The sequence below is a fragment of the Streptomyces sp. NPDC094143 genome (assembly GCF_040303825.1).
GTDB lineage: Bacteria > Actinomycetota > Actinomycetes > Streptomycetales > Streptomycetaceae > Streptomyces.
This window is the reverse complement of record NZ_JBEOTZ010000002.1, coordinates 410,672-426,097: the sequence shown is the minus strand read 5'-3', so window position 1 is coordinate 426,097 and position 15,426 is coordinate 410,672. Positions and strand designations below refer to the sequence as shown.

Sequence of the window (15,426 nt, the reverse complement as noted above, 5' to 3'; positions counted from 1 at the left end):
ACAGGGTGATCATTTCAGCGACTACGGGTCCGCAAGGTGCGGGCCCTGAGTACTGCCCCTCAAGGGAGATTCATATGGCTACCGGCACCGTCAAGTGGTTCAACTCGGAAAAGGGCTTCGGCTTCATCGAGCAGGAGGGCGGCGGTCCCGACGTGTTCGCCCACTACTCGAACATCGCCACCTCCGGCTTCCGTGAGCTCCAGGAAGGCCAGAAGGTGACCTTCGACGTCACGCAGGGCCAGAAGGGCCCGCAGGCCGAGAACATCGTTCCCGCCTGACGCCGACGCGTCTTGCCCTGACCGGGGCCCGCACCCCTCGCGGTGCGGGCCTCGGCTCGTTTCCACTCATTCCGGCTCGCTCTTGCGAATCCTGCGGCTCTCCGGCGCCGTCGCGCATTCCCCGATACGTGCCGCATCGAGGAAGGTTCCCCATGGACCGCACGGCTCGCAGGAGCAACGGCTCCCCCCGCTCCCGCGACGGCGGGTTCCGGACCCGCAAGGCGGCAGGCCAGACCACCGCCGCCCGACCGGCGAACGGTGGCCACGGCGCCCGCCGCTCCGCCCCCGCCCGGGAGTTCGCACCGCCCGCCACGCTCACCCCGGCGCTGCCCGCCGTCGAGGCGTTCGCCGACCTGGACCTGCCGCCGCGGCTGCTGGCCGCGCTCGGCGCCGAGGGCCTGACCGAGCCGTTCCCGATCCAGGCGGCGACGCTGCCGAACTCGCTGGCCGGCCGGGACGTCCTGGGCCGCGGGCGCACCGGCTCGGGCAAGACCCTCGCCTTCGGTCTCGCCCTGCTGGCCCGCGTCGACGGGCAGCGGGCCGAGGCCCGGCAGCCCCTGGCGCTCGTCCTGGTGCCCACGCGGGAACTGGCCCAGCAGGTCACCGACGCCCTCACCCCGTTCGCCAAGGCGCTGCGGCTGCGGCTCGCGACGGTGGTCGGCGGGCTGCCGATCGGCCGCCAGGCGAACGCCCTGCGCGCCGGCGCCGAGGTCGTCGTCGCGACGCCCGGCCGGCTCAAGGACCTTTTGGACCGTGGCGACTGCCGGCTGGACCAGGTCGGCGTCACGGTGCTCGACGAGGCCGACCAGATGACCGACATGGGCTTCATGCCGCAGGTGACCGCGCTGCTCGACCAGGTGCGCCCCGGGGGACAGCGGATGCTGTTCTCCGCCACCCTGGACCGCAACGTGGACCGGCTGGTGCGGGCGTATCTGCACGATCCCGTGGTGCACTCGGTCGACCCCTCCGCGGGCGCGGTCACCACGATGGAGCACCACCTGCTGCACGTGGAGGACGACGACAAGCACGCCACCACGACCCGGATCGCGGCCCGCGACGGACGCGTGATCATGTTCCTGGACACCAAGCACGCCGCCGACCGGCTGGCCAAGAAGCTGCTGGCGGTCGGGGTGCGCGCGATGGCCCTGCACGGCGGCAAGTCGCAGTCCCAGCGCACCCGGACCCTGGCCCGGTTCAAGGACGGCGACGTCACGGTCCTGGTGGCCACCAACGTCGCCGCCCGCGGCATCCACGTGGACAACCTCGACCTGGTCGTCAACGTGGATCCGCCCGCCGACCACAAGGACTACCTGCACCGGGGCGGCCGCACCGCGCGCGCCGGCGAGTCCGGCACCGTCGTCACGCTGGTCCTGCCGCACCAGCGGCGCGAGATGTCCCGGCTGATGAACGACGCGGGCATCACCCCGCAGGTCACCCGCGTGGCCCCGGGCGAGGCGGAGCTGAGCCGCATCACGGGCGCGCAGGAGCCGTCGGGCGTGCCCGTCGTGCTCACCCCGCCGGCCGCCGAGAACCGTCCCGCCGGCCGCACCGGGTCCGCCGCGAGCGGCCGCCGGGGCAGGCCGTCCCGGGGCCGCCGCCGCTGACCGCCCCCGGGCGGCAGCACCGTCCCGGCGGCGGCCGGGGCGGTCCGGCGCGGCCGTCGGGGCCGTCGTGCCCCGCCCTCAGCGCCCCCTGGGTGCCGTGCTCCGCCGCACCACCAGCCGCGTCGGCACCAGCGTCGTGCCGTGCTCGCCCCCGGTGGACCCCCCGCCGCTCCCGTCCCGCATCTTGCTCAGCACCCCCTCCACGCACAGCCGCCCCACCTCGGCGAAGTCCTGGTGGACGGTCGTCAGGGGCGGGAGGAAGGACGCCGACTCGGGGATGTCGTCGAAGCCGACGACACTGACGTCGTCCGGGACGCGGCGGCCCCGTTCGTGCAGGGCGCGGAGCAGGCCCAGGGCCATCTGGTCGTTGGCCGCGAAGACGGCCGTGCAGCCCGGCTCGTCGGCGAGCAGGAGGCCGGCGCGGTAGCCGGACCGCGCCGACCAGTCGCCGCGCACCGGGGGCGGCGGGGTGCGGCCCGCCTCGGTGAGCGTCGTGCGCCAGGCGTTGGCGCGGCGCTGCGCGGCGAAGGAGTCCTGTGGGCCCGCCAGGTGCCACACCGTCTCGTGGCCGAGGTCGAGGAGGTGCCGTACGGCGTCCCGGGCGCCGCCCGCCTGGTCGGTGTCGACGACGGTGTAGCGGTCGCCCGCGTCCGAGTCGGCCACCACGACCTGCACGCCCGGCGGCAGGGAGACCGTGGCCGCGTCGAGCAGGTGGATCTCCATGATGACGATCACGGCGTCCACGGCCAGTTCGCCCAGGCGGGAGAACGCGCCGTTCACCTCGTCCTGGGTGGGGACGGCCACGGGCAGCAGCGTGACGGCGTAGCCGTGCCCGGCCGCCGAGGTGGCGATGGCCTCCAGGGTGCGGATGTTGCCCATGGTGGAGAGGGAGAACGTGATCACCCCGAGGGTGCGGAACTCGCCGCGGCGCAGGGCCCGGGCCGCGCTGTTGGGGCGGTAGCCCAGTTCCCGCATGGCGGCCAGGACCTGGCGGCGGGTGTCCTCGGTGACGCCCGGGAAGCCGTTGGAGACGCGGGAGACCGTCTGGGAGGAGACCCCGGCGAGCTGGGCGACGTCCGCCATGGACGCGCCCTGGCGGCGCCGGGCAGCACGCCTTCTCGTACGGCTCGTGCCTCCCGGTTCGCTCTCCCCGTCCACCGTGCCCACCTGCCCCTCGCCGCGCACCCGGCGCAATTTTCGGTCCGGAACGACTCCTTGACCCCTGAGATTCGGACAGTGTAGACATCCCGCCAGTGGATGTTTACGTAAACATCGCCTAGTCGGAATCGCACGAGAAGGCGTCGAACCACACCAGAAGCCCGCACCGGTCGCACGAGCTGGAGTACTCGAGATGGCACACCGCACCCGCAAGAGAAGGCTCCTCGGGGCCATCGGCGTCACCGCCGTGGCGACCGGAACCATCCTGGCCACGACGACCCTGCCGGCCGCGCACGCCGAGCCGGTGGCCGACCGGGCCGCCGCCGGGGTCACCGTCCGGCCGGACCCCTCCTACGCGGGGGAGAGGTTCGAGGGCTGGGGCACCAGCCTGGTCTGGTTCGCCAACGCCACCGGCGACTACCCGCCCGCGATACGCGAGAAGCTCTACCGGCTCCTCTTCGGCGACGAGGGCCTGGCCCTGAACATCGCCCGCTACAACATCGGCGGCGGCAACGCCCCGGACGTGAAGGACTACCTGCGCGCGGGCGGCGCGGTCGAGGGCTGGTGGAAGGCCCCGGCGGGCACCACCCGCGAGGACGTCGACTGGTGGGACGCGGACGACCCGGGCGACTGGAACGAGAACGCGGACAAGACGCAGCGCTGGTGGGTCGACCGCATCAAGAAGGACATCACCCACTGGGAGACCTTCAGCAACTCCCCGCCCTGGTTCATGACCGAGAGCGGCTACGTCTCCGGCAACTTCGACGCCGGCGAGGACCAGCTGAAGCCCGGGTCCGTCGAGGACTTCGCGAAGTACCTGGTGGGGGCGACCGAGCGGCTGGAGAAGGCGCACGGCATCGAGGTCGGCACGCTCGACCCGTTCAACGAGCCGAACACGGACTACTGGGGCACCCGGCTCGGCCCGGACGGCGAGCCGGTCGGCGGCCGTCAGGAAGGCGCCCACATGGGCCCCGAGCTCCAGCAGAAGGTGCTGCGCGCCCTGGCCCCGGTCCTGGAGAAGTCCCGTTCGCACGCGGAGATCTCCGCGATGGACGAGACGAACCCCGGCACCTTCGCCACCAACTGGAACTCCTACCCGCAGGAGGTCCGCGACCTGGTCGGCCGGATGAACGTCCACACCTACGGCACCGGCCAGCGCACCACCGTCCGGGACCTGGCCAAGGCGGCGGACAAGCCGCTGTGGATGAGCGAGGTCGAGGGCGACTGGGGCGACGGCCAGAGCTTCACGGACATGCGGCCCGGTCTCGGCCTCGCCCAGCGCATCGTCGACGACCTGCGCGAACTGGAGCCGAGGGCCTGGGTGTTCTGGCAGCCCGTCGAGGACTACGACAACATGAGGCCGGGCGGCGAGTCGGCGAAGGGCGGCAACTGGGGCGAGATCCAGCTGCCGTTCAGCTGCACGGCGAAGGACACGCTGGAGACCTGCCCGGTGTACACGAACACCAAGTTCGACACCGCCCGCAACTTCACGCACTTCATCAGGCCCGGCGACCGGCTGATCAAGACCGACGACACGTCCAGCACCGCCGCGGTCTCCCGCGAGGGCGACGCCGCAACCGTCGTGCACGTCAACAGCACCAGCCAGACGCGCGAGGTCACGCTCGACCTGTCGAAGTTCGGCCGTGTCTCCTCCCGCGCCACCGTCACTCCCGTGGTGACCAGCGCCGGCGGCAAGCTGGACAGGCAGCGGCCGGTCCGTGTCACCGGCGAACGGGCCACTGTCGCCGTGCCCGCCCAGTCGGTGACGTCCTTCCTCGTCGAGGGCGTCTCGGGCGTCGCGAAGGACGCGGCGGAACTGCGCGCGGGCCACACCTACCGCCTGACCGGCGTGCAGAGCGGCAAGGACCTCGCGATCGCCGGCGACGGCACGGGCCTGGTCATCCGCGGCGCCTCGGCCGACCCGGCCGGCCGGCAGTGGACGGTGGAGCGCATCCGCGGCACCGGCAACCGCAAGCGCTACGTCCTCACCGAGTCCGCCTCGGACAAGCGCCTCGCCGTCCGAGGCGACGCCCTGGTCGCCGAGCCGGACACGGGCCGCCGCGACAGGGCCGCCGAGTGGATCGCCTCCACGACCGGCGACGGCACCTGGACCCTCGTCAACGCGGCCACCGGCCTGCTCCCGGACGTCTCCGGCCAGTCCACGAACGAGAACGCCCCCGTGGGCGTCTGGCAGCCCAACTCGGGGGCGAACCAGCGCTGGAGGGTGACGGAGGTGACGGACTAGGTCCCGCCGTCCGGGGCCTGGCATCCCCGCGGAGAGCCCCGGCGCCAGGACGCCCCGACCGTCCGCCCGGCCCCCGTCGCTCGGCGGGGGCCGGGCGCGGTCCGCGGTCAGCCCCGGTCGCTCCCGGCGGCGGGCGGCGTGAACTCCGGCTGGTCCAGTACGCGCGGCCGGCTGCCGTCGGGCTGGCGGCGGACCACCTGGGCGCGGGCGCCGGTGCCGTCCTTCGGCGGGGTCGGTCGGGGGCCGGTGCGGCGAGAGTGCGTGCATGGCGTGGCGCAGCAGACGGGAATGGTCAGACCTGCCTTAGCGCCCGCGCGCCGTGCGGAACCGGTCCGTCGCCGCCACCACCGCCCCCGCCGAGGTGCTGCCGGCCAGCCCGTGCCCCTCGTCGCCGATCAGCACGAGTTCGGCGTCCGGCCACGCCCGGGCCAGGTGCCACGCCACGTCCGGCGGCCCGCTGATGTCCATACGGCCGTGGATGAGCACCCCAGGGATGCCGGCGAGCTTCCCGGCGTCGCGCAGCAGCGCCCCGTCCTCCAGGAACGCGGCGTGCTGCCAGTAGTGCGTGACGAGGCGGGCGAAGCGGAACCGGAAGCGCGGGTCCTCGAAGCGCGGGTCGGGCCGGTGCCCCGGGTGCGTCGACACGTGCACGTCCTCCCACCGGCACCACTCCCGCGCGGCCCGCTCCCGCACGGCCGGATCCGGGTCGGCGAGCATCCGGGCGTACGCGTCGGCCAGACTCCCCTCGCGCTCCCCCTCCGGTACCGCGTCGCGGAACCGGGCCCACTCCTCGGGGAAGATCCGCCCCATGTCCCGCGTCACCCACTCCACCTCGCGGCGCGTGGTGCTGGTGACGCTGAACAGCACCAGCTCGGAGACGTGTGCGGGGTGCTGCTCGGCGTAGGCCAGGGCGAGGGTGACGCCCCAGGAGCCGCCCAGGACCAGCCACTCCTCGATGCCGAGGTGGAGCCGCAGCAGCTCGATGTCGGCGATCAGGTGCTGTGTGGTGTTGGCGGCGAGCGAGGTCTCCGGATCCGCCGCGTCGGGCGTGCTGCGCCCGCACCCGCGCTGGTCGAACAGCACGACGCGGTACGCCTCCGGGTCGAACAGCCGCCGCCAGGCGGGACCCGCGCCGGACCCCGGTCCGCCGTGCAGCACGAGCGCGGGCTTGCCGTCGGGGTTGCCGCAGGTCTCCCAGTGGACGAGGTTGCCGTCGCCCACGGCGAGCATGCCGTGGGCGTACGGCTCGACGGAGTCGGGATAGAGCTCGGGCATGCCGGAATCCTGTCACGCGAGCCGAGAGCCGGGGTTCCGAAAGTGAACACCCACACGACTACCGCCAGGTAGTGCGAAGATCACGTCCCAGGATGCCGACAATCCCGCCCCGGCCGCTCCCTGTGACCCGGCCCGGCTGGAAACTGCCTCCGACCGACGCGATCGACCGACCAGTCCGATCGACCGACCGAGGGCGCCGGGCCGACGCCCGCGTGCCGAGGGGGAATCCACTCAGTGAGAACGACAGAACACGGCGGACGCCGGTCCGCCGCGCGCGCGGCCGGACGTCTGCCCCGGCTGCGCGTCGCCCTCGCCGCCGCCGCGGCGCTCGCCGTATCCGCCGCCACCGCGCCCCAGGCGATGGCCGCCCAGCCCACCGCGACCGACCCGCAGCCGACCGTGCCGAGCCTGAACTGGGCCGACTGCCAGGGCGGGTTCGAGTGCGCGAACGCGCAGGTGCCGCTGGACTACCGCGACCCGCAGGGCAGGACCATCACCCTGGCGGTCGTCCGCAAGAAGGCCGCCGACCAGGGCGCCAAGAAGGGCACGCTCTTCCTCCAGCCCGGCGGCCCCGGCAACTCCGGCGTCGACTTCGTGCGCAACAACCACGCCGGACTGCCCGCCTCCCTGCGCGACAACTTCGACGTCTTCGGCTACGACGTCCGTGGTGTCGGCCGGAGTTCGCAGGTGGTGTGCTGGGACGACCCGACGTACACGCAGGCCGTCACCGCCGCCAAGGGCACCCCCGGCCCGGACGCCTACGAGCCGGCCGTGCGCCAGGCCGCCTCGTTCGTCCAGGGCTGCCAGGACAACGCGGGCGGTCTCGTGCCGTACGTGGGGACCGGGTACGTCGCCCGGGACGTCGACCTGCTGCGTCAGGCGCTCGGGGAGGAGCAACTGACGTACTACGGACGGTCCTTCGGCAGTTACATCGGGACCGTCTACGCCGCCATGTACCCCGAGCGCGTGCGCGCCCTCGTGCTCGACGGCGGCTACGACCCGGAGCACTACGCGAACAAGCCGTACGCCTACGACCGGCCCCAGTACCTGGCGCTGGATGGCGCGATGGGCCGCTTCCTCGACTGGTGCAAGGCCGACCAGGCCACCTGCGGGTTCGGCGACGGCGACCCCCGGGGCGCGTTCGAGAAGCTCAAGGCCGACCTGGACGCCGGCCCCGTGCCGACCGCCAACGGCGGGCAGGCCAACGGCTACACCCTGGTCTACCGCCTGATGTTCAACATCAACGAGGGCAAGGTCATCTGGCCCTCCCTCGGTGAGGCCCTGCGCAAGGCGCAGCAGCGCGACAACACCTCGTTCCTGCTGCGTCCGCCGTCCCCGGCCAGCTACGACTTCCTCAACCCCAACGTGGCCGTCGAGTGCGTCGACAAGGACTACCCGCGCGATCCGGCCCTGCTGAAGCGGCGAGTCACCCGGAACGCGGAACTGGCGCCGCTGCTGGGCCCGGCCATGGCGTACGGCCCGCCGACCTACGACCACCAGCACGCCACCGCCTGCGTCCAGTGGACCGGTGAGAAGCCCAGCCGCTACGCCGGCTCCTTCCGTGCGAAGGGCTCCGCGCCGATCCTGGTCCTCGGCACCACCGGCGACCCGGACACCCCGTACCAGGACGCGGTGGCCCTGTCCCGGACGCTCGACAACGGCCGGCTGCTGACCTTCAAGGCCGAGGGGCACACCGCCTTCGGCCGCAGCGCCTGCGCGACGGACGCCGTGACCGGCTACCTCGTCGACCTCGAGGTCCCGGCGCGCGGCACCACCTGCGCGGACGAGACCCAGCCGCCGTCCTCCACACCGAAGACGGCCCCCGCGGGCACGACCCTCGGTGAGCTGCGCAACGGCGTCGACGAGCGGCTCGACCGCATCGGAACCCTGCGCTGACCCCTCCCGCCCCGGACCCCGGGCTCCCCGTGCCGCACGGGGAGCCCGGGGTTTTTCGGGTCCCGACCCCCTCTTGCGGGACTTTGCCGTCTCTTTACAACCCGCTCCGTCCCCGCCTCGTCTCTCCGCACGACCTGTTCACCGACCTGGGAGTGCGACTCCATGCGCCGAACCGTCCTGAGCCTGCTGGCCCTCACGGGCACCGCCGTACTGATGGGCACGGGGCCCGCGTCCGCGGACGGGGCGACGGCCCCGAGCCCCGTCCCGTCGGCCGCCCGGCCGACCACCCACCCGGCCGCGAGTGACACGCCGGAGCCGGCCGCGCCCGCCGAGCGGAGTCGCCCGGCCCGCCCGGCCCCGAGCGCCGAGCCGACCCGGGCACCGGCGCGGGACCAGGTGTCCGTCGTGCCCAGCGGCGCGCCCGACACCGGCGTGACCACGGGGTCCGGCCGCCACCGGGACTCCGGCACCGACGGCACGGCGATCGGCGCGGGCGCCGCCGCGGTGCTCCTGGTGGGCGGCGGAACGGTCTTCGCCAGGCGCCGCCGGGCGAGCGGGGCATGACCGCGTTCTCCAGGCGCGCCTTCACGGCCGGGGCCCTGGCGTCCGTGCTGACGGCCTGCGGTGGCGGTCCGGCGGCGCGGCCGCGCGCCACCGGGACCCCGCGGACGCGCACGCCGGCCGCGGGGTCGCGTCCGGCGGCCGGTCCGGTCCCGGTCCGGCTGCTGATCCCGGCGATCGGCGTCGACACCCCGGTCATCCCGCTGGGCCTGGCGGCGGACGGCACCGTGCAGGTGCCGCCGGTCACGCCGCACGACCGGGCGGGCTGGTACCGGCACTCGCCGCCACCGGGCCGGACCGGGCCGTCGGTCCTCCTCGGCCACGTCACGGTCGGCCGCCACGGCGACGGCGTCTTCCGCCACCTGGCCCGGCTGCGCCCCGGCGACCGGATCGAGTCGCGCCTGGAGAACGGCACGGCGGCGGCCTTCGCCGTCACCGCCGTACGGACCGTCCCGAAGCACGACTTCCCGGTGGACGACGTCTACGGGAACGTGGACCGCCCGGAGCTGCGGCTGATCACCTGCGGCGGAGCGCGTACCGGCGACGGATACGCGGACAACGTGATCGTGTTCGCCGCGCAGGACGGCGCCGAGTCCCCCACCTCTGGAGAGCGTTGAAACGGTCCCGTGAGAAGGCCGCGTCCGAGCTGTTCGCCGCCCTCTACCCGCGTCTCGCCGGCTGGTGCCGCCGTCTCGTCGACGACGACGAGACGGCCCACGAGATCGCCTCCGAGGCGTTCACCCGGCTGTGGGCGCGCTGGACGTCCGTCGAGGAGCCCCGCGGGTTCCTCTACGTCACCGCGGCCAACCTCGTCCGGGACCACTGGCGCAAACTGGAGCGCGAGCGCCGGGCCCTGCACCGCGTCACCTCGGAGGCCGCCGTACGCCCCCACCCCGAGCAGGCCGACCCTTCGGTGCGGCTGTTGGTGCAGGCGCTGCCGGAGCGACTGCGCGTCCCGATCCTCCTCCACTACTACGCTGACATGCCGGTCCGGGAGGTGTCCGCCCTGACCGGGCGCAAGGAAGGAACCGTCAAGGCCGATCTGCACGCGGCCCGGGAACTGCTCCGCGTCCATCTGAGGAGAAGCCTTGACCACACGCCTTGACGACGCCCCGGGCGAGCCGGAGTTCGGCCCCGACGACCCGCTCGCCGTGATCCTGCGGCCCTCCTCGCCCGACTACCTGGGCGCGCCGCCCGGCCAGTTCGAGACGGTCCGCCGCCGGGCGACCCGCCGGCGGCTGCTGCGCACCGCGGCCGGGGCGGGCCTGTGCTGCGCCGTGGCCGCCCTCGTGGTCCTCCCGCTGCGCCTGAGCGCACCGGAGGCGCCCGCCGTCCCGACGGTCCCGATGGCCCCGCCGGACCCCACCCGGGCACCCGCCACCCCGGTTCCCTCGCCGTCCGCGACGGACTCCGCCGCCGATCGCGCGCGGACTCCGGGCCCGAGCACCGCGGGTCCCCGAGCCGAGGACTCCCGCCCGGCGCAGCCGCGCACCACCCCCCGTGCCACCGAGCCCGCCCGCGCCGCGCAGTCCGGCGGCGACGCCCGCACCACACCCGGGACCCCTCCGGCCACGCAGACCCCGGTCCGGCCCGTGCCCTCCGCGGCCCGCACGGGGACGGCCGGGGCGCCGGCCCCCGAGCGCCGGTAGGCCCGGGGCGTTCCCGTTCGGCGTCACCCGGCCCGCCACCGGAGCGGCGCGGTGAGCGAGGAGCCGCGCCGGGTGAGAGGGTTTGCGGAACCTTTGCCCGTGGGCCGGGCGTTGGGAGGGTGTGCGCGCGCGAGCGGGTGCGTCCTTTGACGGTGACGAATACCGAGGTGACGGCAATGGCAGTGTGGGACCGGCTGAAGGATCAGGCCAAGGCTCTCCAGCAGGGTCAGTCCGGACACGGCGCGCCCGGGGGGCACAGCGGCGGGCACAGTGGCGGTTCGAGGTCCGGCGGGGGCGGCAAGGCCCAGTTGATCGGCCTGTTCAAGACGCAGCTCGGATCGCTGAAGAACGAGCTGAAGAGCGGTGCCTACCGGGACGCGAGCATGGCGATGTGCGCCCTGGTCGCGGCGGCCGACGGGCAGGTGGACGCCTCCGAGCGCCAGCAGGTCGAATCGATGATCCTGAGCAACGACGTGCTGCAGAACTTCCCGCCGGAGCAGCTGCGCCAGCGCTTCGGCAAGCACGTGGACCAGCTGACGATGAACTTCCAGCACGGCAAGGCGGAGGCGATGCAGGAGATCGCCAAGGCCGCCAAGAAGCCCAGCGAGGCGCGGGCCGTGATCCAGACCGGCATGGTCATCGCCGGTGCCGACGGCCACTTCTCGCAGGCCGAGGCGCAGGTCCTGCGCGAGGCCTGCGCGGCGCTGGGGCTGTCCCCGGCGGAGTTCCAGCTCTGAGTCAGCGGGCGCGCAGGGCGTCCACGGCCAGGCGGGCCGTCGTGCCGATGACGGCGTCGGCGGCGGGCAGGAGCGCGGAGGTGCGGGCCGTGCGGGTGAAGACGGCGACGGCGTAGCGGCCCCCGTCGGGGTACTCGACGACGCCGACCTCGTTGCGCACGGTCGGCAGGCTGCCCGTCTTGCCCGCGACGTGCACGTCGTCGAAGGGGAAGCCGGAGGCCAGCCGGTGCGGCCACACCTGCAGTCCCAGGACCCGGCGGATGGCCGCGCCGTGCTCCGGCGGGCACGCCTCGTCGCGCCAGACGGCGGCGAGCAGCCGGGTCATGTCGCGCGGGGTGCTGCGGTTGGTGCGGGCCGGGTCGAGCGCGCGGAGCCGGGTGACGACGTGCGGGTCGGCCAGCGCCCCCGCGCCGCCGGGACCGGCGTCCTCCTTGATGGTGGCGAGCAGCTCGCCGAAGGTGTGGACGGCGTACGTGTGCGCCAGGCCGAGGCGGGCCGTGGCGCGGTTGACGGCGTCGAGGCCGACCCGCGCCAGCAGCAGGTCGGCGGCGGCGTTGTCGCTGACGGACATCATCAGGAAGGCGAGGTCCCGCAGGGACAGCCGGGCGCCGTCGAGCATCGCGGCGAGCCCCGTAGGACCGGTGGTGCGGCCCTGCGGCGGGCACTCGACCTGCTCGGTGAGGTCCAGCAGCCCCTCGGCCGCCCGCTGGTGCAGGGCGACCAGCAGACACAGCTTGTGGACACTGGCGGTGCACACCGGCTGGTCGGCGCCGGCGTCGAGCTGCGCGCCGGAGTCGATGTCCACGGCGTGCAGCCGGCCGGTGACCCCGGCGTCGGCGAAGGCCGTATGGATGCGGGCGAGGACGTCGGTCACAGCCAGTACTCCGAGGCCGGGCGCAGATGGAGCGGGCGGGAGGGCAGGTCGGGGGTGGCACCGGCGGTGCCGCGCAACGCGCTCGCGGCGGCCTCGGCGAACGCGCCGACGGCGGCGTCGCCCCGCCCGCCGGGCCAGGCGACGGAGTGCCGCAGCGCGAGCGGGGCACCGGTGAGGGGGCGCCACACGACACCGCTGTCCGCTCCCGGGGGCGCGTCGCGCTCCGCGTCGCCGTGCGCGTCCCGCGGGCTGAGGGCGACCGCCCGGGCCGACAGCACCAGGCCGCGGACGAAGCCGGCGCCCTGGGCTTGGCGTACGGCGGGCGGGGTGTAGCCGTTGCGGGCGCAGGTGGTCAGCAGGTCGTCGTAGACGGCGGGCGCGGCCGTGCGGGGGAAGAGGATCAGGTCGTGGCCGGTGAGGGAGGCGAGCGGGACCTCGGCCAGCCCGGCCGCGGCCGCGTCGCCGGGCAGCAGCACGCCCAGTTCGCGGCGGAGCACCGGGCCCAGCTCCAGCCCGGAGACGTCGCAGGGGTGGTGGATGAGCCCGACGTCCAGTTCGTGCGCGGCGAACCGTTCCAGCTGCTGGGCGGTGGACAGTTCGTGCAGCTCCAGTTCCAGGCCGGCGGCGCCCTCGGCGAACGCCGTGAGCAGCGCGGCGATCGTCTCGCCGGAGACGTCCGGGGGCAGGGCGGCCCGCAGCAGCCCGGTCTCGCCGTCACGGATGCGGCGCGCGGTGGCCAGCAGCGCCTCGGAGCGGGCGAGCACCTCGCGGGCCTCGGCCAGCAGCAGCGTCCCCGCCTCGGTGATGGTCACCTGCCGGCTGGTGCGCTCGAAGAGCCGGACGCCGAGGTGCCGCTCCAGGCGCTGGATGCGCTGCGACAGCGGCGGCTGGGCCATGCCGAGCCGGGCGGCGGCACGGCCGAAGTGTGACTCTTCTGCAACAGCCACGAAGCACTCCAGGTGCCGCACCAGGTCCACGAGCAGGAATCATATCGACTGGATATTGATCCGACACCGATATCGGTCTTGGACAGGATGCCGGACCACTGCTGTCCTCGACGCATGGACACTCACACCGACCACACGGGCGTCGTCACCGGCGGACCCGGACCGCGCCGCAGGGGCCTGCGGGCCGTCGTCGCCGGGGCGGTGGTGCTGGCCGCCGTCGCGGGCGGGGCGTACGCGGCCGGTCTCGGGCCCTTCGAGCGGGACACCGGGCCCGATCCGGAGGCCGGGAAGCAGGCCCGCGCGTTCCTGGCCGACTGGGCCGCCGGCCGCGTGCCCGACGCGGCGGGCCGCACGACCAGCCCGGCAACGGCGCGGCGGGTGCTGGACAGCTTCACCACCGGGCTCGACATCGGCGAGCCGAAGCTCACGGCCGGGTCCGCGACCGAGGCCGGGGACGGCGCGGTCACCGTGCCCTTCACCGCCCGGATGCCCGTCACCGGTCTGGGCACCTGGACCTACGAGTCGAAGCTGCCGCTGCGCGAGCAGGGCGACGGCACCTGGAAGGTGGACTGGACGCTGTCCCTCGTCCACCCGCGGCTGAGCGACACGGAGAAGTTCCGCCTGGAGCGGGAGGAGACGAAGCCCCCCGAGGTGAAGGACCGCGACGGAGCCACCCTGTCCGCCGCCGACCACCCCTCGCTGGCGCCGCTGATGACCCGGCTCGCCGGGGGCGACGGCACGGCGACCGGGGCGCGGGGCGCGATCCGCCTGGTCGACCGGGCCACCGGGAAGGTGGAGCGCACGGAGGCCACCTTCGGCGCGAAGACGGTCCGGGCGGACCGGGGCCCGGTCGCCACGACCCTCGACGCCGACTGGCAGTCCGCCGCGGAGCAGGCCCTCGCCGCCCACGCCGACGGCAAGAACGCCGCGCTGGTCGCGCTGCGCATCGACGACGGCGAGATCCTGGCCGTGGCCAACTCCCCGGCGTCCGGCTTCAACCGCGCGCTCTCCGGCACCTACGCGCCCGGCTCCACCTGGAAGATCGTCACCAGCAGCGCCCTGCTGCTGAAGGACGCCGTCGCGCCGGACGACGTGGTGGACTGCCCCAAGTACCTCACGGTGGGCAAGCGGTTCCAGAACGTGGAGCTGTCCGCGCATCCGGGCGCGACCTTCCGCAAGGACTTCACGGAGTCGTGCAACACGGCGTTCATCAGCCTGCGCGACCGGCTCGACGACGGGGAGCTCGGCGAGGTGGCCCGCGAGTACTTCGGGGTCGGGCAGGAGTGGCACGTCGGGGCGCCCACGTACGACGGCTCGGTGCCGGTGCCGAAGGACGAGACGGAGAAGGCGGCGTCGATGATCGGGCAGGGCCGGGTGCAGGCCAACCCGCTGATCATGGCGTCCGTGACGGCGACGGCCGTGTCCGGCACGTTCCACCAGCCCTCGCTCACCGCCGGCACCGAGGACACGACCGACACGACCCCGCTGCCCGGGGGCGTCGTCACGCAGTTGCGCGCGATGCTGCGGGCCACGGTCACCGACGGCACCGCGAAGGTCCTCGCCGGCCTGCCCGGCGAGGTCGGCGCGAAGACCGGCACCGCCGAGGTCTCCGACGACCAGGACAACAACGGCTGGCTCGTCGCGCACCGGGGCAACGTGGCCGTCGCCTGCGTCGTCGAGGAGGGCGTCACCGGCGGCGGCTCGGCCGGACCGATCGTCCGGGGCCTGCTGGCCGCGGTGCCCGGCGACCCGGAATGAGCGCAGCCCCGGGCCTGCCGGCTCCCGGGAGGGCCGCTCGGTGGCCCCAGGCCTGCCGGCTCCCGGGAGGGCCGCTCGTACCCGAGCCCCGCCGACGCCACGCCCCGGCCGGAGAACCGCGACTGCCACGCCTGCCCGGCTGCCATCCCGCCCCGAGAAACGCGACTGCCAGGCCCGCACCGGCCGCGTCCCGGCGCCGTGGCCCCGCCGGTGCCGCGCCCACACCGGGTGCTGCCCCGGCCCGAGAAGCCGCAGTGTCGCGGCTCCCCGGCCCGAGAGCGGACCGTACCGCGCCGGGTGCCGTTCCCGGCCGAGAAGGCCCCCGCCCCCTCGCCCGACAGGCGTCCCCGACACCCGCCCCGTCCCGTCCCGCTGCCGTCTGCGCCCGACAAGCCCGCCGTCCGGGGGCCGTTCGTCCCGTGTCGCCGCCGGGTCGGGAAGGGC

14 protein-coding genes are annotated in these 15,426 nt (G+C 74.5%); 10 read left to right on the top strand and 4 right to left on the bottom strand.

Features of this window, described 5'->3' with window-relative positions; all coding sequences use genetic code 11:
- Positions 1-74 precede the first annotated feature (74 nt).
- Together ABTZ58_RS04550 and ABTZ58_RS04545 are read left to right on the top strand one after the other, a co-directional pair.
- On the top strand, positions 75-278 hold the full coding sequence (locus ABTZ58_RS04550; protein WP_003991681.1) for a cold-shock protein: 204 nt from the start codon (positions 75-77) through the stop codon (positions 276-278).
- Between the two features lie 152 nt (positions 279-430).
- A complete protein-coding gene (locus ABTZ58_RS04545) occupies positions 431-1,882 on the top strand; it encodes a DEAD/DEAH box helicase (protein ID WP_351350302.1) in 1,452 nt (483 codons plus the stop codon).
- A 78-nt stretch (positions 1,883-1,960) separates the two neighbouring features.
- Here ABTZ58_RS04545 and ABTZ58_RS04540 read toward each other — a convergent pair whose 3' ends face one another.
- The gene (locus tag ABTZ58_RS04540) at positions 1,961-2,965 is read right to left on the bottom strand and encodes a LacI family DNA-binding transcriptional regulator (RefSeq protein WP_351350300.1); all 1,005 of its coding nucleotides are present in this window, start codon (positions 2,963-2,965) and stop codon (positions 1,961-1,963) included.
- Positions 2,966-3,233: 268 nt separating this feature from the next.
- Here ABTZ58_RS04540 and ABTZ58_RS04535 point away from each other — a divergent pair, with 268 nt between their 5' ends.
- Entirely contained in the window at positions 3,234-5,285 is a 2,052-nt protein-coding gene (locus ABTZ58_RS04535; protein ID WP_351350298.1) for an RICIN domain-containing protein, read from the top strand.
- Between the two features lie 303 nt (positions 5,286-5,588).
- Here the strand turns inward: ABTZ58_RS04535 and pip are convergent, their stop codons facing one another.
- Positions 5,589-6,560, bottom strand: coding sequence for a prolyl aminopeptidase (gene pip, locus ABTZ58_RS04530; RefSeq protein WP_351350296.1), 972 nt, complete (start codon positions 6,558-6,560; stop codon positions 5,589-5,591).
- 360 nt (positions 6,561-6,920) lie between these two features.
- On the opposite strand from pip, the gene ABTZ58_RS04525 reads away from it, so the two are divergent.
- From ABTZ58_RS04525 to ABTZ58_RS04500, 6 genes are all read left to right on the top strand, one after another.
- Positions 6,921-8,456, top strand: coding sequence for an alpha/beta hydrolase (locus ABTZ58_RS04525; protein WP_351350404.1), 1,536 nt, complete (start codon positions 6,921-6,923; stop codon positions 8,454-8,456).
- A 162-nt stretch (positions 8,457-8,618) separates the two neighbouring features.
- The gene (locus ABTZ58_RS04520; RefSeq protein WP_351350294.1) at positions 8,619-9,020 is read left to right on the top strand and encodes a sortase-dependent protein; all 402 of its coding nucleotides are present in this window, start codon (positions 8,619-8,621) and stop codon (positions 9,018-9,020) included.
- Positions 9,017-9,634 (top strand): class F sortase, encoded by a 618-nt coding sequence (locus tag ABTZ58_RS04515; RefSeq protein ID WP_351350292.1) that lies wholly within the window; start codon positions 9,017-9,019, stop codon positions 9,632-9,634. The genes ABTZ58_RS04520 and ABTZ58_RS04515 overlap by 4 nt, the downstream gene beginning before the upstream one ends.
- Positions 9,631-10,122, top strand: a complete 492-nt coding sequence (locus tag ABTZ58_RS04510; RefSeq protein ID WP_094057990.1) for an RNA polymerase sigma factor — start codon at positions 9,631-9,633, stop codon at positions 10,120-10,122. The genes ABTZ58_RS04515 and ABTZ58_RS04510 overlap by 4 nt, the downstream gene beginning before the upstream one ends.
- Positions 10,106-10,666, top strand: coding sequence for a flagellar biosynthesis protein FlhF (locus ABTZ58_RS04505; protein WP_351350290.1), 561 nt, complete (start codon positions 10,106-10,108; stop codon positions 10,664-10,666). The genes ABTZ58_RS04510 and ABTZ58_RS04505 overlap by 17 nt, the downstream gene beginning before the upstream one ends.
- Before the next feature lie 176 nt (positions 10,667-10,842).
- Positions 10,843-11,403 carry a tellurite resistance TerB family protein gene (locus ABTZ58_RS04500; RefSeq protein WP_351350288.1) on the top strand — a complete coding sequence of 187 codons (561 nt, stop codon included), beginning with the start codon at positions 10,843-10,845 and terminating at the stop codon, positions 11,401-11,403.
- 1 nt (position 11,404) lies between these two features.
- On the opposite strand, the gene ABTZ58_RS04495 is transcribed toward ABTZ58_RS04500, so the two are convergent.
- Together ABTZ58_RS04495 and ABTZ58_RS04490 are read right to left on the bottom strand one after the other, a co-directional pair.
- Positions 11,405-12,277, bottom strand: a complete 873-nt coding sequence (locus ABTZ58_RS04495; protein ID WP_351350287.1) for a serine hydrolase — start codon at positions 12,275-12,277, stop codon at positions 11,405-11,407.
- Entirely contained in the window at positions 12,274-13,224 is a 951-nt protein-coding gene (locus ABTZ58_RS04490) for a LysR family transcriptional regulator (protein ID WP_351350285.1), read from the bottom strand. The genes ABTZ58_RS04495 and ABTZ58_RS04490 overlap by 4 nt, the downstream gene beginning before the upstream one ends.
- A gap of 114 nt (positions 13,225-13,338) precedes the next feature.
- Here ABTZ58_RS04490 and ABTZ58_RS04485 point away from each other — a divergent pair, with 114 nt between their 5' ends.
- Complete coding sequence (locus ABTZ58_RS04485) at positions 13,339-14,982, top strand: penicillin-binding transpeptidase domain-containing protein (RefSeq protein WP_351350283.1); 1,644 nt, start codon at positions 13,339-13,341, stop codon at positions 14,980-14,982.
- The last annotated feature ends 444 nt before the right edge of the window (positions 14,983-15,426 follow it).